We start from the raw sequence: 25,033 nt of genomic DNA, 5'->3' as shown, positions 1-25,033 counted from the left end.
TCAAGGATTGAAGACATGATCGTCAGCCAGAACCTCACGAAACGCTACGGTGAGAAGACCGTCGTCGACGACCTCTCGTTCACGGTACGGCCCGGTGTCGTCACGGGATTCCTCGGACCGAACGGCGCCGGAAAGTCCACCACGATGCGCATGCTCGTCGGCCTCGACAGGCCGACCCGCGGCGAGATCACGATCGGCGGTCGGCGGTCGGCGGTATCAGGGTCTTCCCGACCCTGTGCGGCACCTCGGTGTCATGCTCGGCGCGCTGTCGGCGAATCCCGGCCGCACAGCGCTCAATCATCTCCTCGTCGTGGGGGGAGGCCCTGTACGGTGCCAATACCTGTCGCACCTGCTGTGAGCTAGGGCTTCGTGAGTTCGGGGCACCTTCGTGACCATGGTGTTTCGATTGATCTATCTGGTCACGATCCGCGTGCTCGACGCCCTGCTGCGCGCGGCCCGAAGTGACAACGTCGTGCTCGCGGAACTGCTGGCCCTTCGCCATGAGGTCGCGGTGCTGCGCCGCCAGGTCCACGGCCGACCACGCCTGTCCTGGCCAGACCGGGCGATCCTGTCCGCGTTGGCCCGGCGGCTGCCCCGTGCGGTCCGCGCCCACCGGATCGTGGCCCCGGCGACCCTGCTGGCCTGGCACCGCCGGTTGGTCAACGTCGCTGGACCTACCCCCACCGCGGCGGCCGACCGCCCGTCAGCGACGAGACCCGCCAGCTCATCCGCCGAATGGCCCGGGACAACCCCCGCTGGGGCCACAAGAGAATCCAGGGCGAACTGCTCGGACTGGGCCACCGCGTCGGTCTCGGCACCATCCGCCGAGTCCTGGCCCGTGGCCGCCTCGGCCCCGCACCTCGCGACACCGACACCACCTGGCGGACATTCCTGCGTACCCAGGCCACCGGCCTGCTGGCCGCCGACTTCTTCCACGTCGATACCGTATGGCTGCGCCGCCTGTACGTGCTGGTCGTCATGGAGATCGCCACCCGCCGGGTCCACCTGCTCGGCGTGACCGAGCACCCGGCCCAGGCGTGGGTGACCCAGCAGGCCCGCAACCTGCTCATGGACCTCGGAGAACGCACCAGCGACTCCCAGTTCATGATCCGCGACCGCGACACCAAATACTCCGCATCGTTCGACGCCGCACTCGCCGATGAGGGCGTACAGGTGGTGAAGACACCGCCGCGCACACCGAAGGCGAACTGTTTCGTCGATCGATGGGGCCGCAGCATGCGCGAGGAGTGCACCGACCACGTCCTGATCTACGGCCAGCGGCATGTCAGGGTGGTACTGACCGAGTACGTCCGACACTTCAATCACCATCGGCCGCACCAGGGGCGCGGGCAGGTACCACCCAACCGTGAGCCGGGCATCGTGATGCCGATCGACGGCGTTGTCCGACGCCGACGACGACTGGGCGGGGTCATCAACGAGTACCACCGGGCCGCTTAACCGGATCTTTGAATTCGCAGGTCAGCAACTGGAACCGGGTTGTGGCACCCTACAAGCGTCAATCCCCATTTGTGATCCCCGATACATCGCCGAAAGACCGTCGCAGCCCGCGGTCGCGACTGTTGCCCCTGCACACACTCCACGGAGGAATCGATGACCAACCCCGCCAGCCTGTTCCTGTCCGCGTACATCTCCGCGCCGGCGGATCCCACCGCCGAAGACGCCTTCTACGACGCGGCTACCGGGCTGGACATCGACGGGCTGGAGTTCGCCCTGTTCCCGCAAGGCGCCCGGACCCTCGATCCGGACTGGATCCGGGAGCACGTCAACCCGGGACACGATCTGATCGTCTCGCTCGTGCCGTCGATGATGGCCGCACTCGGCAGCACCCCGAACTACGGCTTGGCTTCGACCGACCCCGTGCAGCGCAAGCGGGCGCTGAGCGACGTCGGGCGAGCATGCGACCTGGCCGTCAGCCTAGCCGCCGAGTACGGGACCCGGCGGGTGGTGGCGATCGAGGTGCACACCTCACCCGGCCCCCGCGCCGGCTCACTCGAGGCGTTCGAACGATCTCTTGCCGAGATCCTGACCTGGGACCGGGCCGGCGCCGAACTGTTGGTCGAGCATTGCGACGCCTACGTCCCCGGCCAGACACCCGCCAAGGGCTTCTTCCCGCTGGCGGACGAGATCGCCGTCGTCCAGGCCTTCGGCCTGCCCTCCGACGTTCTCGGGATGAGCCTGAACTGGGGTCGTTGTGCCATCGAGGGACACGGGTCACGGCTGCCGGTGGAGCACATCGAGGCCGTCACCGACGCCGGGCTGCTGCGGGCATACATCTATTCCGGCGCGACTGGCGAGGACACCATGTGGGGGCCGGCCTGGACCGACATGCACATCCCCAGCCGCGGTGACGCGCCCGCCCTGGCCGCCTCCAAAGCCTCCCTGCTGGGGCCCGACGAAATCGCCGAGACCATCCGCGCGATCGGTGACACCCCGCGGATCGGCTTGAAGTTCGGCATCCGCCCTCTCGACGCCGACGTGGCGACCCGGCTTGCGGTTGTCGAAGCGACACTCGCGCAAATCGTCGCTGCCCGCTCTGCCGGCTGACCTGCCGCCGCGCCGATGAGCGACCGACCGATCGACGCCTTCGGCAGCCTGTCCCCTGGCAGCAGGCGCAACTTTACCGACACCCTACGAGCCGAGAATGCCGGCGCCATCCTGCTCGCCATCGGGACCGTGCTGGCCTACTCCAGGTCGCTCAAGGGCGGGTTCCAATCTACGGCTCTCATAAAATCTCTCGCAAACCGTCCATGGCCGCACGGAGGTAGCCGATCCTGCAGTAGAAGTCGTCGCTCGATTCCCGCGGTCGCCTCGCCGCAGTGAGCACTGCCTCCGTGCCGTAGTAGTTCTGAACCAGCCGGCATGCGTGCGTGAAATGCATGCCTGCAGGAACGACAAGCAGGTGGTCTAGTATCAGGTGCTCGCGCCTGAAGCCAGTCCGAAGAACGACTATTCCCAGCTGGGTCGTCAGGTGGAACTCGCCCTCCGACACCTGTTTTGCGGCCCGCACAGCGGGCACGAACCGGGGCCACTTGGAGACGTCGGACACTAGCTCCCAGACGGCGTTAGGGGGATGTTGGATCGAGACGGACATGGTCTGCGCGCCCAGGGTCGGGGAATCAGCAGGGCCGGTCACGTCGAACCCTCCTCAGACGTTTCTGAACGGCGGCCGTTTCGCCGGACCACTCAAAGAGCAGCGATCCGGTGGGCCGTCCTAGCGATCGCGGGGTGGCCACCGTTCGAGTATCCACCGCATCCTCGTCGTCCGCATAGGATGATCCGTCAATCCGGAACCCGACGATGGCGTTCTAGGACAGGACCCCCAGGGGTGCGGCTACTGCCATTTAGGCGTATAGCGGACGGTCGTCCCGCTGACCAGCATCCAGGAGTCACTGGATCACGGTCGCGGGTGCAGCGTCAACACGTCCATAGCCGCGCCTTCGACGCTGGGCCGGTTCCAGTACATAGGGGTGTTTCTTCCGGTGCGCCACAGCTCGACCTGGTCGTCGTAGTTGCGGTGGAAGGCGTGTCCGGAGTTGCCGGACAGGTTCACCCAGCGGGACCGGTTCAGGTCGGCCATGTCGACGATCATCCTCATCGAGGGTACGTAGTTCACCTCGTAGCCCTCGCTGGCAGGCCATCCCGTGGCGTTGACCGTGTCGATCCCACCAGCTGCCGCCACCGGCTCGTGGTTGAAGAGCCATTCGACAGGGCCGATTCCAGACAGCCCGAAGGCGTCGTTGGCGAGCGTCAGGGTGTGCAGGTCGCCCCAACGCCACCGAGATGGTTCATCCCCGAGTCGTTCAGTGAGTTCGGCGGCGGCGTCCGTCATGGCCGAGCGAAGGACGTCCGTCATGCTCTCGGTCTCCGGTGTCGTCTTCCTGTCCCACCACCAGGACGTTGGCTCGTCGAGCAGCGGCCGGACCACCTCCCACCATCGGTCGTCTCCGCGCGGCGCGACGCTCTCTGGAAGTTCCTCGAAGCCGTTGAGCAGGAGATGACGCCAGGTGGCGTTGTAGAACGCCGCAGCGGCAGAGTCGGCACTCTGCTGGAAGTCCCAGTCGCGAAGCAGGTCCCGGGCCTTGCGGAGGGTCGTGTCGTCCGCGTCAAGTTGCACGTCAAGGATCTTCGGCACAAGGGCTGGAGCGAATCCGTGGTAGTTGTCGAACTGCATCTGCCGCATGTCCTCGGCGTCCAGCTTGCCCTTTGCTAGGCGCTCCGACAGCATGGCCGAAATCCGGTGGCTGCGGTTCCCGTAGGTCCAGTCGACCGCGATCGGATGCGGGTACCGCGGTCCGACGACTGCTTGGTTGGCGGAGACGATGATGCCGCTCGGCGGATTCAGTACGTAGGGAAGCTCAGCGAAAGGAATGAAACCTGTCCAGTCGTAGGCTGGGTCCCAGCCCGGCGCCGGCCACCGGCCGTCCCCCTTGCCGCGAATGGGAATTCGTCCCGGGGCCTGGTATCCAATGTTGCCGTCGACGTCGGCATAGGTCATGCTCTGGGCGGGCACGTCGAATAGGGCCGCAGCTTCACGGAACTGCGTCCAGTTGTCTGCGGTGTTGAGGGCGAACAGGGCTTCGATAGTCCTGCCCGGATCGAGGGCGGTCCAGCGCAAGGCCAGCCCGTACGGGACCGACTGGGCCTCGGGTGGCACGCCGGGCGCCACCGGGTCGATGCTGGGTGGACCTGTAGATGGTCGTTGGGGTATCGGCGAGCCAGAGGGGTCAACCGGGGGTCGTGCCGCTATGCCGAACAGGTCGGATGAACGGTCCGACAGCAGAGGGCCGTGTTTGGTAGCCCGGACCGTGATGGTCACGGGGTCCTCACCAGCAATCTTGAGCGTTTCACGCCGAGTTTCCAGTAGGCGCCAGCTGGCGCCGTCGTGATAACGATCTCCGTCGATTTTTTCCAGGTAGAAGTCCATCACGTCAGGGCCGAGGTTGCTCAGGCCCCAGGCAATGCGGTCGTTGTGTCCGATTATCACGCCGGGTACGCCGGCCAGGGAAACCCCGACCACGTTGTAGCTACAGCTACAGTGCAGGCCAATCTGGTACCAGACTCCTGGCATGGAAGGGCTGAGGTGCGGGTCGCTGGCCAGTAGGGGCTTTCCGGACTCGGTCAGCGAGCCACTGACAACCCACGAGTTGGAGCCGATGCCGATGCCGTCGTTGATGTCGATGAGATCGGGTAGAGCATGCATTTTGCGGCCGAGTTGCCGGGCCACCTCGCCGACGTGTCGGCGGGTTTGCTCATCGAACAGGACGGGGTTTCCGGCGTTGGTGCCAGCGCTGTCCGGTGGTGTAGCGGCGGCGTCGAAGGCACCGTCGACGACGGCTCCGCCCTCGACGATGGGCGGGTTGCGGGTGAACGGATACGGCGGGTAAAGCTCATTGATCTGCTGGCGGCTGAGCCCCTCGGCGAGCAGGATCGAGCGGGTCATCTCGGCACCCATGTTGCCACGCAGTTCCCAGGCCATGACCTTGAGCCAGGCAAGTGAGTCGAGAGGCGTCCATGGCTCAACCTTGTATTCGGGGGCGGTGAAACGCAAAAGCGCGTACTCGAGGCTCTTGGCGGCCGTGCGGTCAGCGCCACCGTTATCGCCGATCCAGGCGTTTACGCCGTCGGCATAGGCTTGCAAATAGCTTTTGGTCTGGGGCGACACGAGCTGCCATTCCTGTGCGACGACGCGACGCCAGCCGAGGGTACGCAGGTAGGCGTCTGTCTCCAGCATGGATGGCCCAAACAACTCGGCCAGGCGTCCGGAACTCACGTGCCGCCGGAAGTCCATGTCCCAGAACCGGTCTTGGGCGTGGACGTAGCCCTGGGCCTTAAGCAGGTCCTCGACCTGCTTTCCGTACAACTGGGGCACTCCGTAGGAGTCGCGGTACACGGTTACCGGTGCGGTGAGACCGCGGACCTCTATCGTGCCCTCGTAGGTGGGAAAGCTGCGCCGGACGGTCCAGACGCCGGCTGCCGAAGCCACCAGCACGAGAGCCACGAGTGCGGAGCCAGCCCAGAGGACAGCCCGGCGTAAGCGCCCTCGTCGAGGAGCGCGGGTTGGGGCTACGACGGTGGTGTCCGGTTGGTCGCCTGTCTGACCTGCGGCTGTGGAATCGCCATGGAGGTCCTGACTCGACATGCGCACATACCTACCTAGGTTTACGGACATCGCCGACTTCCATGGTTGTGGCGACCACGGCGGCCAAACACGTCCCTGATTGAGGCGACATGGCTGCGGTGTGGCGAGCGCTGACGTCTTCTGCAGCCGCCAAACTCCGCGGCCACGTCATGGTGTCTGAGCGTTGCGCAGCGGAAGGAGAGACGACTGGTTACCCTAAGGCACGCAACAAAGACGAATACCTCTTTTGCCCTATACTATGCTGAACCAGCTGTCACACTCGCAGAATTCCTCCTGTCGGAGACAGCGCTCCAGGTGAGATTTTCGTTACGGAAGTCCCCTGAAACCGGGACCGGCCTCCGCCAGACGATCGTTGCTAGCGTCGCGACCAAGTGATCGGTGAACGTCGAACCGCTTGTGCAGCTAGGGAAGGTCGACGAGGGACGGTGCGCCCATGGGCCACGACGCCCGCCGTCGACACATCCTGCCCTGCAGCAATCCGGACGATCGCCGAACCCGGCGCGGCTCGGTGGCCGAGTCACGCCCGGCTTCGAATGCCGACTGCTCCGAGGACTGCGAGGCAACGGATTTGAATATCACCCATGCCGCCCAAATGGCAGCGCATCCGGACCCTACCGTGGAGCCACGACGCGCGCCCTCCTCGTGGGTAACGCGGACGCTGGGGCCAGAATGGGCATAGCGACAGGCAGGTCCGTTTGTTCGCAGGGTCCACGTCGGTATGGCGTCAGCGACTCGGATTCGGGCGATCGGCAGCAGCCTTGCGAGCGATGCTGACAGACGGCAGGTGTCGTCTCGGCAGGATGGCTCCGCTCCTCGCCAAGGCGGCATACGCCATCAGCAGCACACTGGCCCTCCTCCGGCCGCAAGACACCACTGAGACGGTAGGCGACACAGCGAACGTGGACGTGAATCATAATGACGCCCGGTGGCCCAGCCGTGGAGCCGTTCCTCGACAAGAAACCTATGCGGTTGCCAGCGACACCGTGGCTTGGCTACTGCACGAGCACGTCTTCAGGAGTTCTCTCGAAGTTCTGGACCTTGACGCCGGAAGACCGGCACGTCCTTACTCGCAGGTGGCATGACCTTGGCTGACCCTCCTGCTGGGTGGTAACGCAGCTCAGTCAACGCAGGAAGCACGACCGGACCCCGCCAGACTGGATCTTGGCACCACGGCCTCCGACACCTGATTGGGGCAGGAAATGATCCGTACTGACATATTGGTCGGTTCACCGATCTATCTCATCGGCCTCGTCCACATCCTAGATCAGGCTGGCATCAAGGTCGCTTCCATCCGCAGCTCCGCCGATGAGGAGCCGTCTTGGCTCGCCGACGCCTCGCTGGTCGACGTCGACGCGCTGCCGCCCGACAGCGGCCTGGACCACGTCAGTCGGTTGGCGGGATTCACCGCCGTCCTCGTGCTTGCCAACGGCGCGCCGGACCCCATGCCGTTCGTGGAGGCCGGCGCGAGAGGTGTCGTCAGCAAGTGGGAGTCCGTCGATTCCATTGTGACCGCGGTGCGGTCGGTGTCAACCAGTGGCAGCGCCAGGCCCTCCAGGGTCGCCACTCCACCGGCTGACCCGTGGGCCGACACTGCCGCCCAGCAACTGTCCAACCGGGAGCAACAGGTGTTGCGGCAGATTTCGCGGGGGCTGACCCATGGCCAGATTGCCACCCGTCTCGGCATCAGCCCACACACCGTCGACACCTACGTCAAGCGCATACGGGTCAAGTTGGGCCTGGGCAACAAAGCGGAGCTCACGCGGGCGGCTTTGCTTGGCCGTTTCGCGGCCGGCTCGTCGTCGCGGTGACCGCCTTGGGGTCGCCGGGTAGGACCCGTCCCGTCGAAGCAGCATCACCACCAGCAGCACAGAAGGGACCGCGCCGTGCGCCTGAACCGCAGGGTCATTGACCAGACGGACTCTCCGATCGGCGCCGCGTACGCCCTGGCCGACCGGCGCGACCCGGGTCTTCCCCTCCTCGACTGCGCGCAGGCGGCGTTGCAGCACCCGCCGGCGTCGTCGGTCCGGGACCACGTCGTCGCCGTCGCCGCAGACGCGCACGGGGCGGACTACGTCGAGTTGCAGGGACTCCCCCGCCTGCGCACCGCGTTCGCCAAGGATCTCTGCGGGGACTACCAGGGACATGTGCACCACGACCAGATCCTCGTGACAGCGGGTTGCAACCAGGCGTTCTGCCTAGCTATTTCGGCCCTTGCCGCTGCTGGCGACGAGGTCATCATCGCCCTGCCCTACTACTTCAACCACGACATGTGGCTGCGGATCGAAGGCCTGGTGCCGAGGTACCTGGAGCCGGGGCCGGATCTGCTTCCCACCACAGCTGCGGCCGAGAAGCTGATTGGACCGCGTACCAGGGCCATCGTCCTGGTCACCCCCGGGAACCCCACAGGGTTGACGGTGCCTGCTGACACGATCGCGGACTTCTACCGGCTGGCCCAGCGACACGGGATCGCCCTGGTACTCGACGAGACCTACCGCTCGTACCGGGGATCCGTCGCGCCCGCCCACAACCTGTTCGCCGACCGGCGGTGGCCGGCCACACTCGTCAGCCTGCACAGCTTCTCCAAGGATCTCGCTATCCCGGGATATCGGGTCGGCGCGGTGGTCGCCGCCCCGGCGCTTGTTCGGGAGGCGATGAAGGTGCTCGACTGTGTGGCCATCTGCGCGCCGCGCATTGGGCAGGAGGCGGCGTGGGCCGGGCTGACTCGCGCGGGTGACTGGCGTCGGGCCCGGACCCGGGAGCTCGTTGACAAGCATGCTCTGTTCACCGCCGTCATGGCCGACAGCCCCGGCGGCTTCGAACTGCTGGCTTCCGGTGGGTTCTTCGGCTGGATCCGTCACCCGTTCACCGACCGAGCCACCGACGACGTGGTTCGGGACCTGGCCGTCAAACAGGGTGTGCTGGTGATACCGGGGACGGCGTTCCTGCCCGACGACCGCCAGACGATGCGGGTCAGCTTTGCCAACCTCGCCAACGACGAGTTTCCCGGGCTCGCGGCCCGACTGGCTGCCGCTGGCAGGAGTGGCCGCTCCGACGTCAATAGATGATGAGATCGTCCGCGGCCAGCCTCCAGGCACGCGATCCCCGCAGGTTCCGGGTGATGTTGAGTCGCTTCAACCAGCGGTCCGACCCGTCGTAGCGTGGCTGGAATGCCTTACGGCCGTGTACGGTCCGGAAGTTGTCGATGAAGAGGCAGTCGCCGGGCCGCAGGACCACTGGCCGCAGGTTCGCCTCGATGGTGTCGACCAGTCCGGTGAACGCTTGCTGCGCCCGTTCTGACCAGCCTCGGCTGTCCATGTGGTAAGGATCGAGCGCCATGTAGGGATCTCCACGGTCGCCGAACAGGAGCGGCCTGGGCTCGGGATGTTCGTTCCAGGACTTGATGAGGTTGAAGCTACGGGCGCGGAGTTTGTCGACGGCCGGGTCCCCGCTTGATGCGGCACCATCGGCCGGTTGATGCGAGTTGTCAGGCATGACAGTGAATTCCGGTGCGAACAGGGCGTCGACGTCGAGGCGCGACCAGTCGATGTCGGCGACGGTGCACACCACCGTCTCGACAAGGTCAGGGTTCTTCAGGCACATCAGCGCCACGTAGTCGCCCCGACAGGGGTGGAAGGCGTCCTCCGTATGCCACGACAGGTGCTGCAGGCTGTTGGAGCCGATCTCGTAGTGCTCGTGTCCCTTGATGGGCAGGACGTCGTGCATGATTCGGCCCTCCTGCTGCGTCGCCCACCCGAAGACGTCGCCGAGGACAGAGGCGCAGAGCAGGAAGAAGATCTCTTGAGGGAAGGACGGTGACCCGAACTGGCTGTTGCGCCAGTGCGTCGGCGTCGGCCCGAGCCGGTCCTCGTCGACAGCCAGGCCAGAGACCAGGCACAGCGCCGACGGCTCGCCGATGCGGAACTCCTCGAGGAACTCTAGGAAGTGCGCTGGTAGCTGCTTTGCGAACACGGGAGCGCGACGGATCAGATCGCGGTTCTCGATGGTGTCGTAGGCGTCGGCGATCTCCGCGAGCACGGCGGAGAGCACCATGTTGTCCGCGCGGGTCAGCGCAAAGTGATGCAAGGCCGCCTCCTCTCCTCGTCGGGAGTGTAGGTTCGCGCGACTGTCCCTCGGGGTCCCAATTAGAGGGGACAGGTCATCGGCGGGGCTCGCCCCTTACGGTTGCGGCGACAGCCCAATTGCAGAGGACTGACAGATGACCGCGGTTGCCAATCTGACAGCCATGGAGGTTGAGGCGCTGACCGACGTCGACGGCAGCCTGAACCTCACCGATGGCCATGCCCGGCTCGCCCTGTCCCCAGACCAAGCCGCCATCGTCGCGGCGCTACCGACGATGTTCGCGGAGGCGTCACGCCGGAGGTTCCCTGACATCGAGCGTGAGGCGCACACTGCGTTCCTGCAGGCGATCGGCCAGCACTCCGCGCCGATCGGCACGGGTCGGATCCTGAGTTGCTACTCGTCGACCCTGGCCACTGACATCGTGGCACGCGCGTTGCCGAACGGCTCAACGATCGCGGTCCTGCACCCGACCTTCGACAACATCGCGGACCTTTTCGTCACGCGGGGCCTGTCACTGGTTCCGCTGTCCGAAGAGGACCACCTTGACCAGGTCTGGCCGGGGCCGCCGGTCAGCGGGATCGTGTTGACGCATCCGAACAACCCGACCGGGCTCGTCACGCCGAAGGAGCACCTGCGCGCGCTGGCGGAACACACGGTTCGCCACGGGCAGCGGCTCATCATCGACGCCAGCTTCCGCGGTCAGGTGCGCGACGCGCAATACGACACCTACGCCGTCCTCGACGAGGCGGGAGCCGACTGGATTCTCATCGAGGACACCGGCAAGCTGTGGCCGACCCATGAGCTCAAGGTGGGGCTGCTGGCCTACAGCGCCCGCACCGAGCTGCCCATCGACCGCGCGTTCTCGGAGTCCCTGCTGTCCGCGTCGCCGGTCGTCCTGCTGCTGGTCACGGCGCTGGCACGGAACTGGACCGAAGGTGGCTACGAGTACAGTCGCGCGCTGGTCGAGCGGAACCGCACCGCGGTACGCGAGGCGATCGAGGCGGTCGGGCTGCGCCTGGCCGACCCGGCCTCACAAATCAGCGTCGCCCGGATCGCTTTGCCCGACGGTGGTCCCGACTCGTCGGTGCTGTACCAGGAGATGTTGAGCCACGGTGTCCACGTCCTGCCCTGCGCGCCGTTCCACTGGGCCGACCCACAGGGCGGGCTGCGGTACATCCGCCTCTCGCTGGCACGTCCGTTCGAGGCAGTCGACACCGCTGCCCGGACGCTGGCGCGCTCCTACGTCGAGCTGACCCGGGCGACAACCGCGCCGGTCCACTGACCAGCGGCGAATTCCTCGCCGACGTTGAACGCTCCCGACCATGCGCGACCCCGGAGGCACAGAGATGGACACAGATATCTCTCCCCTTCGGGAGGGCTCTACCGACAGCACCGGAATCCCCTACTACGACCCCTTCGACTACCGCATCCACGAGGACCCGTACCCCGTGTACGCCTGGATGCGGACACACGCACCGGTATACCGCAACGACAGGCGCGACTTCTGGGCGTTGTCGCGGTACGACGACGTGAAGGCGGCACTGCGGGATCCGGTACGGTTCTCCAACCGCAACGGCATCTCCCTCGAGTCGGAGTTGTGGGGCCCGCACGCGGTGAAGACGAGCTTCTACCTGGCCATGGACCCACCAGAGCACGGTGTCTACCGCAGCCTGTCGTCGGTCGCGTTCACCGCGCGGCGGGTGGCGGCCATGGAGCCGCGGATCCGGGAGCTGGCCCGTGAGCGGCTGGAGCCGCTGCGGGACCAGCGGCGATTCGACTTCGCCGCGGACTACGCCGCCGGTCTACCCAATGATGTGGTCTGCGAGATGCTCGGTGTTCCAGCCGCCGACTGGGACCAGATCCGCGCCGACACCGATCAGCTCAACCAGCGCGCAGACGGTTCGGAGGACCGGGGCGCCAACGCCGTAGCGGCCGCGCTGCGCCTGGCGAACTACTTCGCGGGCCTGGTTCAGGATCTGCGCCGCAGGCCCGGCGAGGACCTCACCTCGACTCTGATCAAGGCAGAGGTCAACGGCACCAAGCTCACCGACACGCAGGTCATCGCGTTCCTGTTCCTGGTGATCAGTGCCGGCAACGAGTCCACCGGCAAGACGATCGGCAACGCGTGGTACCACGGCTGGCGCCACCGGGAGGTGCAGCGGGCCGGGCTCGACGGCCGGGCCGCAGACTGGGCCAACGAGACACTGCGGTACGACTCGGCCAGCCAGATGACGGCCCGGACCCTCACCGTGGACACGGTCCTGCACGACACGCCGCTACCGGCCGGCGCGCGGATCGCGATCCTGCCCGCCTCGGCCAACCGCGACGAGCGGATCTTCCCCGACGCGGATCGTTTCGACCTCGACCGGGACACCAGCAAGCTCGTCAGTTTTGGGTATGGCCCGCACCACTGTCTCGGCTCGGCGCTCGCCCGTCTGGAGATGGCCATCGCGCTGGAGGAGATCGGGACCTTCGTGGCGGGCTACGAGATCGATATCGCCAACGCTCGACGGGTGCACTCGCCGCACCAGCGTGGTTTCGCCTCGCTGCCCTGCGAGGTGACCCCTCGACGGAAAGCGCGCATGCCGGGGAGCTGAGAGCCCGTCATGAGAGGAGTCACGCCCGATGATCGAGTTCGAGGTCCACCCGTCGGAGTCTCCGATGCCTGCGCCGGATCGGGAGGCGGTCCTCTCCGCGCCCGGCTTCGGTCAGGTCTTCACCGACCACATGGTGACGCTGCGGTGGTCGGAAGGGCGTGGTTGGCACGACGGGCGAGTCGAGCAGTACGGAACTTTGGCCCTGTATCCGGCGACCAGCGTGTTTCACTACGGACAAGCGTGCTTCGAGGGGATGAAGGCGTACCGGCAGGAGAGCGGCGGCGTTGCCCTGTTCCGGCCGTGGGCCAACGCCGCCCGGTTCAACCAATCCGCCCGGCGGATGGCGATGCCTCCGCTGCCGGAGGAGACGTTCGTACGGGCGTTGGAGCTGCTCGTCACTCAAGACAGCGACTGGGTGCCCGACGAGATCGGCACCAGCCTGTACCTCCGGCCGTTCATGGTCGCCACCCAGCACGGTCTCGGCTTCACCCACCCGTCGGACAGCTACCTGTTCTGCGTCATCGCCTCGCCGGCGACGGCCTATTTCGGGGGCGGGACACCCCGAGCGCTGACGGTGTGGTTGTCCGAGGATTACAGCCGCGCCGCGCCAGGTGGCACCGGTGCGGCCAAGGCTGCAGGCAACTACGGAGGGGCGTTCGCGGCAAGCCTGCAGGCGTCGGCCCGGGGTTGCGACCAGGTCGTCTGGCTCGACTCCGCGCGACACGAGTGGGTGGAGGAGATGGGCGGCATGAACCTGTGCTTCGTCTACGGGCGTTCCGGTTCCTCGCCGCAGCTGATGACGCCCGCGTTGACCGGCACCCTGCTGCCTGGCATCACCCGCGACTCGTTGTTGACGCTGGCGCCGCTGTTCGACATCGCGGCGGAGGAGGGTCAGATCACGGCCGAGCAGTGGCGTGACGAGTGCGAGGCCGGGGTCCTGACCGAGACCTTCGCCTGCGGCACAGCGGCGGTCATCGCGCCGGTTGGTCGAGTCCGCGGTGCCTCGGACGACTGGCTCGTCGGCGATGGCCAGCCCGGCCCGGTCACCAGGCGGCTCCGTGATGAGCTGCTCGGCATCCAGTACGGTCTTCGACCGGATCTGTTCGGTTGGGTGCACAAGGTCTGCTGACCGTCGGCCTCGACGCCCGTCCACAGCTGGTGGGCCTCCCCCGCGTCGGGGGCGGCCCACCGTCGTGGTTTCTACAGGCGGCCCAGTAGCCGGGAAAGCTGCGCCTGGTCAACGCGGGCCAGCGGGAAGTCGGCCGGGCCCGGCGTGGCACCGGCCGACGGCGCGGTATGGCCGAGCAGTGCCCGCACCTCGTCACGGTATCGCTCGGCCAGCGAGCGCACCGTCTCCGGCAGGTGCAGTCGTCCGCTGTACCGCCAACGCATCAGGAGACGAGCTCCCAGCACCGAGGTTTCGACGTCGATGATGTGGGACCGTCGCCCGTCGGGGCTGGCATCGGCACCGGCCGGTGAGGCGAGGACGGTCAGACCGGCCGATGCGGGGAGGTCGAGTTCCCCGAGGTGAGTGAATTTGAGCTGCGCGGGCCGGTCCGCCACCGGGTCGGGATCCTGGCGGAGCAGTTGCCATCCAATGCCGCCGGCGGGCACGGACCGGAGGTTGTCCCTGACTCCACGCGCCGTCACCCGGGGTGAGCTGTCGGGATCGCTGGTCAGGACGAGCGGGTGAGTCCGGCTGTGCCAGCCAACCGTCCGGGCGAGGTCGACGTCGTCGAAGAGTCGCTCGCGGTCGTGCCGCTCGATGTCGACCACATGCTGCGGGGATCCGGTCCACGCGGTCAGCGTGCGGGCGAGTGCCGCCAGAAGCAGTTCCTCGATCCGGCAGTCGAGACTCTCGGGGGCGGTCCGCAGCAGCACCGCCGTCTCGGCGGAGTCCAGTGACACGGTCATCGTCCGCGTCTCCGACACCATGTCGCTCTGCTCGTCCGACGGATTGTCCAGGGGCAGTTCCGCGCCAGGTGCACCGGACGTCCGTGACCAGTACGCGCGCTGGGACTGCACCGGCTCGGTGGTGCCGTACCCGGCGAGTCGCCGGGCCCATGACTGCCATGAGGTGGTCTTGGCGGGCAGGGTCACCGGTATGCCGGCGCTCAGGTGGGTCAGCGCGGTCGCGAGATCCTCGAGCAGGATGCGCAGAGAGGCCGGATCGGCAACGAGGCGGTGCGCGACGACGACGAGCCTATCCGGACGGCGGCCGCCGAGCCTGACCAGGGCGATCCGCGCCAACGGTCCGACCGCCGGATCCAGGGTGGCCTGGGTCCGGGCGACGAGCTTCGGCAGCGCCTCGTCCTGCGCGGTGTCGTCGAGGTCGGAAAGGTCGTGCACCTGAAAGGGTGTCGCGTCGCCGGACGGCGCGATGCGTGCCCTGGTGCGCACACCGGCGAGCAGGACCCGCTGGCGCAGCCCGTCGTGGTGGACCATCAGAGACTCGGTGGCCGCACGGACGTGCTGCGGGTCGACCGGTACGCGTAGTTCCAGCAGGGCCGAGGTATTCCAGTGGTGCGGCTCGGCGATACCGGCCAGGCTGAACCAGCGTTGCATCGGCGTCAGCGGCACGGGGCCGCTCACCTCGCCCTGTTCGGCATCGATGACCGGTCCGACCGTGACCGCGTCAGCCAGGAGCGCGACCGTCGGGTGGACGAACAGGTCGAACGGTTCGAACCTGAGGCCCTCCTCCTGTGCCCGGGCGACCACCTGGATGGCCAGGATCGAGTCACCGCCGACCTCGAAGAAGTTGTCGTGCATGCCGAGGCGCTCAATGCCCACCGCCCCAGCGATGATGCTGGCGAGCTTCTGCTGCACCGGAGTCTGCGGAGCCACGTACTCGGTGTCGGGGTCCAGGCGGGTGGTGCCGGGAGCTGGGAGGCGGTCGCGGTCGACCTTGCCGTTGGCGTTGAGCGGCAGCGCGTCCAGCTCGACGAACGTGGACGGCACCATGTACGACGGCAGCTCGCGTTCCAGGAACTGGCGCAGGTCGCCGACGTTCAGCGCCTCGCCGCCCGTCGGGGGTACCACGTAGGCCACCAGACGCCGGTCGCCGGGGACCGGTTCGTGCAGGACCACAACGGACTCGAGCACCTGCGGGTGCCGGCTGAGCGCGGACTCGATCTCCGCAGGTTCCACCCGGAAGCCGCGGATCTTGATCTGCGTGTCGACCCGGGAGATGAACTCCAGGTTGCCGTCGGCGCGTCGGCGCACCAGGTCACCGGTGCGGTACAGCCGTTGTCCTGGATGCTGTGGGTCGGCGATGAAACGCTGCGCGGTCAGGCCCGGTCGGCCCAGGTAGCCCCGGGCCAGGCTGACACCGCCGATGTAGAGCTCTCCCGTCCCGCCGGGCGGCACCGGCCGCAGCCGGCTGTTCAGGATACGCAGGTCCGCTGACGGCAGCGGCGTGCCGATCGGCAGGTTGGGCCAGTCGTGCACCGGGTCGGCGGGGTCGAGGTGAAAGAAGGTCGAACTGACGGTGGTTTCGGTGAGTCCGTAGACGTGCAGGAGCGGCACGCCGAGCCGCTGCCAGAGGACGAGCCGGTCGGACAGCACCCGTTCACCACCGATGATCACCAGCCGCAGTCGGTCCGGGAGGTGTCGGCCGAGCCGGTCGAGCTCACGCACCCACTCGTGCCAGTAGGCGGTCGGCAGCTCGATGACGCTCACCTTTTCGCGGTCGATGAGGTCCACCAGGTCGACCTGTCCGCTGATGATGTGTCCGGTCGGGATGACCACCGCGCCGCCGGCGACCCAGATGGGGAACAGCTCCTCGACGAGCACGTCGAAACTCGGTGAGGCGAACTGCAGGAACCGGTCTCCGGCCCCCAGGCCCAGGCGGTCGACGATGTCACGGGCGAAGGTCGCCAGGGAGCCGTGCTCGATCATGGCGCCCTTGGGCCGGCCGGTGGATCCGGAGGTGTAGACGATGTAGGCGACCGACCGGTGGTCGGGTGTCTCCGGCAGGTTTTCTCCGCTCTGCGACGGGAGGGCATCGAGCAGGACCGTCTCGCCGGGTGGTGCGACCCCGGCCGCCGTGAGATCCGTCGCCAGGGCTTCTTGGGTGATCAGCACCCGCACCCCGGCGTCGGCCAGAATGTACCCGATACGGTCGGGTGGGTAGGTCGAATCCAGTGGCACGTACGCTCCGCCGGCCTTGAGGACGCCGAGGATCGCCACGGCCAGCTGTGCGGAGCGGTCGACCAGGATGCCGACCGGGGTGTCGCGGCCCACTCCCCGCTCCCGTAGGTGCCGGGCCAGTTGGTTGGCGCTGCGGTTGAGTTCGGCGTAGCTGGTGGCGTGGCCGTCGCAGACGACTGCGGGAGCGTGGGGCGTGAGGGTCACCCGGCGTTGGAAGAGTTCCACAAAGCCGGGGCTCGCGGTGGCGTCGGTGGACGCCGGGACGGCCGCGATCGGTTCGACGGTGAGCTCGACCTGCTCGACGGTCAGGTCGGGCGTGGTGACCAGTTGGCGCAGGACGGTCTGGAACTGTTCGGCGAGCAGGGACACGGTGTCGGCGTCGAACAGTTCGGTCATGTACTGCCATTGCAACTGCAGCGTGTCGGGCAGCGGCATAGCCGAGAGGGTGAGGTCGACCGAGGCCAGTCCGAGATCGAAGGGTTCGGGTGAGATCCGCAGGCCGGCTACCTCAAGGGTGCTCTCGGGCAGGGTCAGGATGTTGATCCACAGCCTGCTCAGCGAGGTTTGCGTCGCCTCGCGACCCAGGCCCAGCGCCGAGATCAGCCGGTCGAACGGTACGTCCTGGTGGTCGTAGGCGGTGACCATGGTGTCGCGTGCCTGCTGCACCACCTCGCGCAGCGTCTGTTTCTCGCTGAGGCGCATCCGTAGCGGCAGCGGGTTGGCGAAGCAGCCGATGAGCCGCTCGGTCTCCGATCGCGTACGACCGGCGACGAGTTCGCCGATGACCAGATCGTCCTGCTCGAGGAAGCGGTAGAGCCACAGCGAGCATGCGGCGAGCAGCACCGGGAACAGGGACACTCGTTCGCGCTCGCTGAACCGGCGGATGGCGGCGGCCAGCTCGGGCGGCAGGTTGACGATGTGAAAGTCGCCGGCGTACGTGGGCCGGGCCGGGTAGGGCCGGTCGGTGGGCAGGGCGATGCCCGCCGGAATGCCGTCGAGGGTCTGCTGCCAGTGGGCCAGCTCGGCGGCGAGGCGTTCGTCGTCGAACTGCGCGCGCTGCCAGGCGGCGAAGTCCCCGAACTGGATGTCCGGCGGTGGCAGGTCGGCGCCGTCGCCGTGGTGGCGTAGGCCGTACAGGGTCACCAGTTCCTGGACCAGGATGTTCCAGGACGAGGCGTCCGAGGCGGCGTGGTCGGTGGTGAGCAGGGCGACGTGTACGTCCGGGGCCAGTCGCACAAGCGATGCCCTGAGCCGTAGCGGCTCGGCGGCGTCGAAGGGACGGACGATCTCTTCCTTCAGCCGTCGTCGTAGCTCCTCGCGCTGTTGCTCGGCGCCCAGGTGCGACAGGTCCACGACCGGGATCGGCACCTCCGTCACCGGGTGCACGATCTGCACCGGGACACCGGACCGCAGGTCGACCGTGGAGCGCAGCACCTCGTGGCGTTGGACGACCTCTGTCAGGACGCGGCCGAGCAGCGGCAGGTCCAGTTCGCCTTCGGCGCGGAAGGCGCCGGGGATGTTGTTGGCGCCGCGGAGGCGCTCGATGGTCCACTCGCGCTGCTGGGCGATGCCCAGTGGTGCCGGGGTGGCGCGGTCGCGTGGTGTGATGCGGTCATCCTGTGCGCCGCGGGTGGCGGCGAGGTCACCCAGCCGTTTCTCCACCAGCTCGCGTTGGGCGGGCGACAGGGCCGCGAGCCGCTTGCGGATGTCAGTCACCGGCCACCGCCGCCTTTCACGTCTTCCTTGAGTACCCGCTCTAGTAGGGACAGTCCAGTGGTCAGCTCGGCGTTGGTGCCGCCGAAGCCGAGGCGGACGTAGTCGCGGTAGGCGTCGCCGAAGCAGTCGCCGGGGACAAGCAGGACCCGGTGCTGTTCGGCGAGACGTCGACAGGTACGTTCCACGTCCGGTTGGTCGAGCAGCTCGACGAAGGTGGTGACGCCGCCGTCCGGCGCGGCGAGACGCACCAGGCCTGGTAGGTCGTCCGCCCAGTGGCGAAGCAGGTCCAGGTTCGCGGCGGCGTGGGCGCGTTGATGCGCCACGATGCGGTCGGCGTGGCGTACCGCCTGCTCGGCGAAGAATTCCAGGACTGGGGAGACGTACAGCGCGATGTAGTCACGCATCAGTGCCATGCGGGCGAGCAGCTCCGGCGGCGCGAGGCACCAGCCGACCCGCAGACCGGCCAGGCCGTAGCTTTTGGAGAAGGTGCCGAAGGCGATGCATCGGTCGTACGCGCTGGGCAGTGGCAGGGGTTCCGCGGCGTAGGTCAGTTCGCCGAACGCGTGATCCCACACGAGCCAGGCGCCGGCCTCCGCGGCGATGCCGATGAGTTCCTTCTGCTCGGCTGCGGTGATGGACACGCCGGTCGGGTTGTGCGGGAAGTTCACCACGATCATGCGCGGGCGTGTGGCCGCCAGCTCACGCAGCAGCGGTAGGTTCGCGGCGATGCGGCCGTCGTGCACATCCAGCGGCCAGCGGGTGACCCGGCAGCCACGGGCGGCGGCGATGTCGTGTAGTTGCTGGTAGGCGGGGTCTACGACGATGACCTCGTCGCCGGGCTCGAGCGCGAGGTGCATGACGAGGTAGATGGCTTCGCTGGATCCGTGGGTGACCATGAGACGGTCGACGTCGCCGTCGGTCCAGCGGTCGGCGAGGGCGGCACGCAGCCGGCTTCCGCCGTAGCTTTCGCTGTCGTGGAACATCATGGTGTCGAGCTCGGCGAGGTCGAATCCGCACAGTTCGCGGAACTCGGCCATCGAGAGATCCCGCACCCCGCTGCTACCGATGTCGTGGTCGACGTTGTGGTAGTAGTCGCGCATCCACGCCTCGAGCTTGGCGATTTTCAGATCCATGTACGAGTTTCCATCCCGTTTGCGGTCGCCCATCGGAACGGTCGGAGGATGCACGGGTCCAGATCCGACGCGGCGGCGAGCAGGTGGAGGTGCCGCCTTCGCTACGGTATTCAGGAACCGGCGAGTACCGATGTCGCGTGAAGGCGGGACACGGCACGAGGCACCTCGCGTGCGCTGTCCTGCGTTCGCGTGACAGTCGGTGGGGTGGATGTCCGGCTAGTGTCTGCCGGGAGGTCAACAGGCCACGGGGCACCGTCGCGGACGTCCGGTAGGAGGAGTCGACGCCGTGAATCTCTTCGATGATCCCGAGGGACGTTTCCTGGTGATCGTCAACGGTGAGGAGCAGCATTCGCTGTGGCCCGCCGCCGTCGCAGTGCCGTCCGGGTGGCGGGTGGTACACGATACGGACAGCCGGCAGGCGTGTCTGGACTACATTGAGACGAGTTGGGCGGATATCCGTCCTCTCAGCGCTCGCAGCGACAGCACGGCGACGTCCGGTCAGCACGGATGACGGCGGCGGGCGGGACGTCAGCACCGGCGCCGACGACCGGGTTCGGCACGTTCGTCGTCGTCTGGATCGGGCAGTCCGTCTCGCTGATCGGCTCGACTCTCTCGGGCTTCGCGCTCGGCATCTACGTCTACCGGCTCACCGGGTCCGCTACGACTCTCGGATTGGTCTTTGCGCTCGCTCTGCTGCCGGCGATCCTGGCGTCCCCGATCGCCGGCGCGCTGGTCGACCGGTGGGGATCGCGACGTGCCCTACTGGTGAGCAATGCCGGGTCGATGATTGTCACGTCGCTTCTGGCCCTGCTGCTGTTCACCGACAACTTCGCGGTGTGGCAGGTCTACGTTGTCGTGGCGGTCATGTCGGTCATGGCCTCGTTGGAGGTGCCAGCCTTCGCGGCCCTGGTCCCTCGGCTCGTCCCACGGCGGCACCTCGGCCGCGCCAACGGCATGCGTATGTTCGGCCTGGCGGCCAGCGAGGTTCTGGCGCCGGTGGCGGGAGGTTTCCTGCTGCTGGCCGTCGACATCCACGGCATCGTGCTGATCGACCTGTCGTCCTTCGCGTTGGCGCTGATCACGTTGCTCGCGGCCCGGCTTCCTCGGATTCCGCGCGATACCGCGACGAGACCCGGCGGCGTCGGTGCCCTGTTGGCGGAGTTCCGGGTGGGCTGGCAGTACATCGTCGCCCGCCGAGGGCTACTCGCTCTGGTGCTGTTCTTCTGCGCGGTCAACTTCAGCGCTGGCTTCATCGACCTGTTGATCAGTCCGCTGGTGCTGTCGTTCGCCCCGCCGGACACCCTCGGGATGGTGCTGTCCTTCGGCGGTGTCGGGATGATCATCTCGAGCGTTGTGGTGAGCGTGTGGGGCGGGCCGAAGCATCGGGTGCGTGGCATCCTCGGCTTCTCGTTGGTGCTTGGCGTCGCGGTGGTCATCGGCGCGTCGCGTCCGGACGCGGTGCTGGTCGCTGTCGCGGCGTTCGCCTTCATGGGCTCGTTGGGCGTGGTTATCACCACCAGTCAGGGCATCTGGCAGACGAAGGTGGACCCGCGACTGCTGGGTCGGGTGTCGGCGGTTCTCAACATGGTCGCGTCCGCTCCTCAGGTCGTCGCGTACGCCGTGGCGGGTCTCGCCGTCGACCGGGTGTTCGAACCGCTGGTCGGTCATGACGAGGTCCGCTCCCCCGCCCTGGCGGCGGTCATCGGTGACGGTCCGGGCCGGGGGATCGCCCTGCTCATGATGATCATGGGTGGTCTGATCGCGGTCTCGGTCGTCGTCGCCGCCACCAATCCACGCCTGCGGCGCCTGGAGACGGAGATCCCCGACGCCGTGAGCGACTCGGAGGACGACCGGGGCAGCGAGACGACACCTCTGTCGGCGCTGGCCGGTCCCGAGAAGACCTGACCATAGGGTGCCCCGGGACAGCTCGCCGTCGCCGTCGAAGCCGGCGGGGCGTCTCAGCGTGCGCGCACCGGAATGCCGTGGGACTGTCGTCGATTCATGTGACATCCCCGCCGTCAGCGGCAGCAGTAGTTTCGGCCTCACGGCGGCGCGCCGGTGGCGCCCGCGCGGATCGTCGCGGAGGAGATCGCCTCGGATGGACACACCGCGGTGCATACACGAGCTGTTTGTGGAGCAGGCCGCACGAACGCCGAATGCGACAGCGGTCAACCAGGGCAGCCGGTCTCTGACATACCGGGAACTCGACCACGCGTCGGACGCGCTAGCGCGTCGCCTGCGGGCCGCAGGCATCGCCAACGGGGACGTCGTCGTGGTGGCCCTGGAACGCTCGGTCGAGCTCATTGTCACCCTGACGGGCATCCTCAAGGCCGGCGGCGCCTACCTCTACCTCGATCCCGCCGAGCCGGCCGAGCAACTGTCACGCATCCTGAGGGACTGCACCGCCCGCGTCGCGGTGGCCGACGCGAGCACCCGGCACGTGGTCGACGGCGTGGCGACGGTGCTGAACCTCGAGGAGACGGCCGAGGCGCCCGCCGCCACTGGCCCCGTCCCTGCGGTCAACCCGGACACACCGGCCTACGTCTGCTACACCTCAGGGTCGACAGGAGAGCCGAAGGGAGTGGTGGTCCCCCACCGGGCCGTGTTCCGGCTCATCCACGCGCCTTCCTGGATCGACGTCCAGGACGACGACGTGTTCTTCCAGCTCACGCGGATCGGTTTCGACGTCTCCACATTCGAGATCTGGATGCCCCTGGTCCGAGGGCTGCGTCTCGCGCTCGGGCCGTCCGTGCACGCCGACTTGGACCTCGCCGAGCTGGCGGACATGATCCGCGCCGAAGCGGTGACCGTGCTGTGGCTGACCACCGGCCTGTTCCACAAGATCGTGACGCACCACCTCGACAGCCTGGCCGGCATCCGCCATCTGCTGGCCGGCGGTGACGTCCTGTCCCCGGAGCACGTCCGGCGGGTCATGGCCGCCTACCCGCACATGGTCTTCACCAACGGCTACGGTCCCACCGAGAACACCACCTTCAGCACCTGCTGGACCACGCGCACGCTGAGCAGCGCGCCACGGGTACCGATCGGCGTACCGATCGATGGCAGCACGGCGGCAATTCTCGACGACAACCTGCGGCCGGTGCCGCCTGGGGAGATCGGCGAACTGTGGGTCGGCGGTCACGGTGTCGCCACCGGCTACCTGAACCGGCCCGGAGCGACGGCGCAGCGGTTCGTCGCCGACCCTGACCCGGCGGCGCCGCCGGGCAGCCGGATGTACCGCACGGGCGACCTTGCGCGCTGGTGTGAGGACGGCACGCTGGACTTTCTTGGCCGTGCCGACCGGCAGGTGAAGATTCGTGGGTACCGGGTTGAGCCGAGCGTCGTGGAGCTGGAGTTGCTGCGCCAGCCCGGGGTGGAGCAGGCGGCCGTGCTGACCCGCACCGACGGTGCCGGCGACACCCGGCTCGTCGCGTACGTGGCGGTGGGTCAGATGAGCCCCGAGGAGTGGCCGGCGTTCGGCACGTCGCTGCGGGAGAGGCTGCAGGCGACCGTCGCACCGCATCTCGTGCCCTGGGTGATCCTGGTACGTGCCGAGATCCCCCTCAATCCGAACGGCAAGGTCGACCGTTCGTCGCTGCCCGCCGAGAAGGTCCCCCGCAACGTCTGGAACGAGTACGTCGCCCCCAGCACCGCCCTCGAACAACGGTTGGCGGCGATCTGGAGCGAGGCCCTGGGCGTCGACACGGTCGGCGTCGAGGACAACTTCTTCGAGCTGGGCGGCCACTCCCTGCTCGCCGCCGAGCTGCTGGCCGCCCTGCACGACGAGTTCGACATCGCCCTGCCGGCCCGCACCCTGTACCTACGACCCACCATTGCCGACCTCGCCGAGAAACTGCACGAGCACGAACCGCAGCCGAGTACGGCAGACCGGGAGGAGACCCTCGATGCCACCGTCCAGTAGCGGCGACGCGGGACCATCGACGGGCTTCCTCGCGCCGGCGACCGGATGCCCGGTCAGCGCCGCCGCGCAGCGCCTGGCCGACCCGATGCTGTACACCGGCCTGGGATTCCGCTCGATCTGGGCCGGCATGCGCGAGGAGGACCACCTGGAGTGGACCCAGGTCGACGAACGCAACGGCTTCTGGTCGGTGGTGCGGTACCACGACGCCGACCGGGTGCTCCGCGACGCCGCGAGCTTCACCTCCGAGCGCGGCACCCTACTCAACATCCTCGGTGTCGAGGACCCCGCCGGTGGGCGACAGATCGCCGCCACTGACCCGCCTCGACACACGATCATGCGGGCCCGGTTGCAGAAGGCCCTCGCCCACAAGGCCATCGAGCAGCAGCACGACATGATCCTCGGTCTGGTTCGGGAGGTCATCGCCCCCCTCGCTGACGGCGGACCGTTCGACTTCGCCGAGGCCATGCTCGCGCTTCCCGTGGCGGTCGGTGGGGTGTCCATGGGTCTACCCCGTGCCGACTGGCCCCGCCTCGGCCACCTGCTCAACTCCTCGATCGCCGCAGACGACCCGGAGTACCAGCTCGAGGGCGGCACGCAGGCCACGCTCGACCAGGCCCACCGTGAGTTGTTCGCCTACTTCCAGGACATCTACCGGGACAGGCGGAGCAACCTCGGCGACGACCTAGTCAGTGTCCTGATCTCCACAGAGGTCGACGGCCGACGCATGTCGCCCGGTGAGGTGATGTCCAACTGCTACAGCGTCCTGCTCGGCGCGGTGGTCACCACGCCGCACTCACCGAACTACCTGATGGTCGAACACATCGGCGACGGCCTGCTCGACCGATGGGCGGCCGACCGGTCGGTCACACCGACCGCGGTTGAGGAGGCCCTCCGGCTGGGCTCACCGGTGAGCCACTTCATGCGGTACGCCGTCGACGACACCGAGATCCAGGGCACCAGGATCAAGGCCGGGCAGGCGGTGGTCACCTGGCTGGGTGCGGCCAACCGCGATCCGGATGTCTTTCCCGACGCCGATACCTTCGACCTGCGACGCAAACCCAACAAGCACCTCGCGTTCGGTATCGGCCCGCACTACTGCGTCGGTCACACGGTCGCCCGCGCCACCCTGCGGATCCTCTTCGACGAGCTGCTGTCGCGGTTCACCGCGTTCGCGCCCGCCGGCGAACCCCAGCGTCTGCACTCGAACTTCATCTCCGGTTACAAGCACCTGCCCATCACGGCGAAGCCGGTCCGCGCCGCCTGAGCCGGCCACGCT

The 25,033-nt window shown here is 67.6% G+C and carries 16 protein-coding genes and 1 pseudogene; 12 read left to right on the top strand and 5 right to left on the bottom strand.

Translation table 11 applies throughout. The features are described from left to right. Positions 1 to 15: 15 nt before the first annotated feature. From GA0070618_RS21550 to GA0070618_RS21540, 3 genes and pseudogenes are all read left to right on the top strand, one after another. A pseudogene (locus tag GA0070618_RS21550) lies at positions 16 to 313 on the top strand (ATP-binding cassette domain-containing protein); the annotation flags it as partial. A gap of 422 nt (positions 314 to 735) precedes the next feature. Beyond that, complete coding sequence (locus tag GA0070618_RS21545; RefSeq protein ID WP_231931400.1) at positions 736 to 1,458, top strand: integrase core domain-containing protein; 723 nt, start codon at positions 736 to 738, stop codon at positions 1,456 to 1,458. Between the two features lie 153 nt (positions 1,459 to 1,611). Next, a complete protein-coding gene (locus tag GA0070618_RS21540; protein WP_088983256.1) occupies positions 1,612 to 2,565 on the top strand; it encodes a DUF4862 family protein in 954 nt (317 codons plus the stop codon). Positions 2,566 to 2,743: 178 nt separating this feature from the next. On the opposite strand, the gene GA0070618_RS21535 is transcribed toward GA0070618_RS21540, so the two are convergent. Both GA0070618_RS21535 and GA0070618_RS21530 read right to left on the bottom strand, forming a co-directional pair. Then, positions 2,744 to 3,154 carry an SRPBCC family protein gene (locus GA0070618_RS21535; protein WP_088983255.1) on the bottom strand — a complete coding sequence of 137 codons (411 nt, stop codon included), beginning with the start codon at positions 3,152 to 3,154 and terminating at the stop codon, positions 2,744 to 2,746. A gap of 261 nt (positions 3,155 to 3,415) precedes the next feature. Continuing rightward, on the bottom strand, positions 3,416 to 6,019 hold the full coding sequence (locus GA0070618_RS21530; RefSeq protein ID WP_231931399.1) for a penicillin acylase family protein: 2,604 nt from the start codon (positions 6,017 to 6,019) through the stop codon (positions 3,416 to 3,418). A gap of 1,340 nt (positions 6,020 to 7,359) precedes the next feature. Here GA0070618_RS21530 and GA0070618_RS21525 point away from each other — a divergent pair. Beyond that, positions 7,360 to 7,968 carry a response regulator transcription factor gene (locus GA0070618_RS21525; protein ID WP_088983253.1) on the top strand — a complete coding sequence of 203 codons (609 nt, stop codon included), beginning with the start codon at positions 7,360 to 7,362 and terminating at the stop codon, positions 7,966 to 7,968. Positions 7,969 to 8,043: 75 nt separating this feature from the next. Then, positions 8,044 to 9,225 carry an aminotransferase gene (locus GA0070618_RS21520; protein ID WP_088983252.1) on the top strand — a complete coding sequence of 394 codons (1,182 nt, stop codon included), beginning with the start codon at positions 8,044 to 8,046 and terminating at the stop codon, positions 9,223 to 9,225. On the opposite strand, the gene vioC is transcribed toward GA0070618_RS21520, so the two are convergent. Then, positions 9,215 to 10,243, bottom strand: a complete 1,029-nt coding sequence (gene vioC, locus GA0070618_RS21515) for an arginine beta-hydroxylase, Fe(II)/alpha-ketoglutarate-dependent (protein ID WP_088983251.1) — start codon at positions 10,241 to 10,243, stop codon at positions 9,215 to 9,217. The genes GA0070618_RS21520 and vioC overlap by 11 nt on opposite strands. A 133-nt stretch (positions 10,244 to 10,376) precedes the next feature. Here vioC and GA0070618_RS21510 point away from each other — a divergent pair, with 133 nt between their 5' ends. The 3 genes from GA0070618_RS21510 (at position 10,377) to GA0070618_RS21500 (ending at position 13,966) form a co-directional block, all read left to right on the top strand. Continuing rightward, positions 10,377 to 11,522, top strand: a complete 1,146-nt coding sequence (locus GA0070618_RS21510; RefSeq protein WP_088983250.1) for an aminotransferase class I/II-fold pyridoxal phosphate-dependent enzyme — start codon at positions 10,377 to 10,379, stop codon at positions 11,520 to 11,522. A 64-nt stretch (positions 11,523 to 11,586) separates the two neighbouring features. Beyond that, entirely contained in the window at positions 11,587 to 12,837 is a 1,251-nt protein-coding gene (locus GA0070618_RS21505) for a cytochrome P450 (RefSeq protein WP_088983249.1), read from the top strand. Between the two features lie 28 nt (positions 12,838 to 12,865). After that, positions 12,866 to 13,966, top strand: coding sequence for a branched-chain amino acid aminotransferase (locus tag GA0070618_RS21500; RefSeq protein ID WP_088983248.1), 1,101 nt, complete (start codon positions 12,866 to 12,868; stop codon positions 13,964 to 13,966). Between the two features lie 71 nt (positions 13,967 to 14,037). Here GA0070618_RS21500 and GA0070618_RS21495 read toward each other — a convergent pair whose 3' ends face one another. Further along, positions 14,038 to 18,702, bottom strand: coding sequence for a non-ribosomal peptide synthetase (locus tag GA0070618_RS21495; protein ID WP_088983247.1), 4,665 nt, complete (start codon positions 18,700 to 18,702; stop codon positions 14,038 to 14,040). Continuing rightward, positions 18,699 to 19,868: a capreomycidine synthase gene (gene vioD / locus GA0070618_RS21490; protein ID WP_197701570.1), complete on the bottom strand. Its 1,170-nt coding sequence runs from the start codon at positions 19,866 to 19,868 to the stop codon at positions 18,699 to 18,701. The genes GA0070618_RS21495 and vioD overlap by 4 nt, the downstream gene beginning before the upstream one ends. 253 nt (positions 19,869 to 20,121) lie before the next feature. Between vioD and GA0070618_RS21485 the strand changes: the two genes are divergently transcribed. The 4 genes from GA0070618_RS21485 to GA0070618_RS21470 all read left to right on the top strand — a co-directional run bounded on the left by GA0070618_RS21485 (position 20,122) and on the right by GA0070618_RS21470 (position 25,021). Beyond that, positions 20,122 to 20,346: an MbtH family protein gene (locus GA0070618_RS21485; protein WP_088983246.1), complete on the top strand. Its 225-nt coding sequence runs from the start codon at positions 20,122 to 20,124 to the stop codon at positions 20,344 to 20,346. Next, positions 20,343 to 21,740 (top strand): MFS transporter, encoded by a 1,398-nt coding sequence (locus tag GA0070618_RS21480; protein WP_088983245.1) that lies wholly within the window; start codon positions 20,343 to 20,345, stop codon positions 21,738 to 21,740. The genes GA0070618_RS21485 and GA0070618_RS21480 overlap by 4 nt, the downstream gene beginning before the upstream one ends. Before the next feature lie 193 nt (positions 21,741 to 21,933). Then, positions 21,934 to 23,757: a non-ribosomal peptide synthetase gene (locus tag GA0070618_RS21475; RefSeq protein ID WP_197701569.1), complete on the top strand. Its 1,824-nt coding sequence runs from the start codon at positions 21,934 to 21,936 to the stop codon at positions 23,755 to 23,757. After that, positions 23,741 to 25,021: a cytochrome P450 gene (locus tag GA0070618_RS21470; RefSeq protein ID WP_088983244.1), complete on the top strand. Its 1,281-nt coding sequence runs from the start codon at positions 23,741 to 23,743 to the stop codon at positions 25,019 to 25,021. The genes GA0070618_RS21475 and GA0070618_RS21470 overlap by 17 nt, the downstream gene beginning before the upstream one ends. Positions 25,022 to 25,033: the final 12 nt, after the last annotated feature.

The sequence above is a fragment of the Micromonospora echinospora genome (genome assembly GCF_900091495.1).
Lineage (GTDB): Bacteria > Actinomycetota > Actinomycetes > Mycobacteriales > Micromonosporaceae > Micromonospora > Micromonospora echinospora.
Note: the sequence above shows the minus strand (reverse complement) of the source record. Positions and strands in the feature narration are given on the sequence as shown.

What these genes read in the sequence shown, in the direction of transcription:
- GA0070618_RS21545 (WP_231931400.1), top strand. Translation starts at nt 736, where the DNA reads ATGGCCCGGGACAACCCCCGCTGGGGCCACAAGAGAATCCAGGGCGAA.
- GA0070618_RS21540 (WP_088983256.1), top strand. Translation starts at nt 1,612, where the DNA reads ATGACCAACCCCGCCAGCCTGTTCCTGTCCGCGTACATCTCCGCGCCG.
- GA0070618_RS21525 (WP_088983253.1), top strand. Translation starts at nt 7,360, where the DNA reads ATGATCCGTACTGACATATTGGTCGGTTCACCGATCTATCTCATCGGC.
- GA0070618_RS21510 (WP_088983250.1), top strand. Translation starts at nt 10,377, where the DNA reads ATGACCGCGGTTGCCAATCTGACAGCCATGGAGGTTGAGGCGCTGACC.
- GA0070618_RS21505 (WP_088983249.1), top strand. Translation starts at nt 11,587, where the DNA reads ATGGACACAGATATCTCTCCCCTTCGGGAGGGCTCTACCGACAGCACC.
- GA0070618_RS21500 (WP_088983248.1), top strand. Translation starts at nt 12,866, where the DNA reads ATGATCGAGTTCGAGGTCCACCCGTCGGAGTCTCCGATGCCTGCGCCG.
- vioD (WP_197701570.1), bottom strand. Translation starts at nt 19,868, where the DNA reads ATGGGCGACCGCAAACGGGATGGAAACTCGTACATGGATCTGAAAATC.
- GA0070618_RS21480 (WP_088983245.1), top strand. Translation starts at nt 20,343, where the DNA reads ATGACGGCGGCGGGCGGGACGTCAGCACCGGCGCCGACGACCGGGTTC.
- GA0070618_RS21475 (WP_197701569.1), top strand. Translation starts at nt 21,934, where the DNA reads ATGGACACACCGCGGTGCATACACGAGCTGTTTGTGGAGCAGGCCGCA.
- GA0070618_RS21470 (WP_088983244.1), top strand. Translation starts at nt 23,741, where the DNA reads ATGCCACCGTCCAGTAGCGGCGACGCGGGACCATCGACGGGCTTCCTC.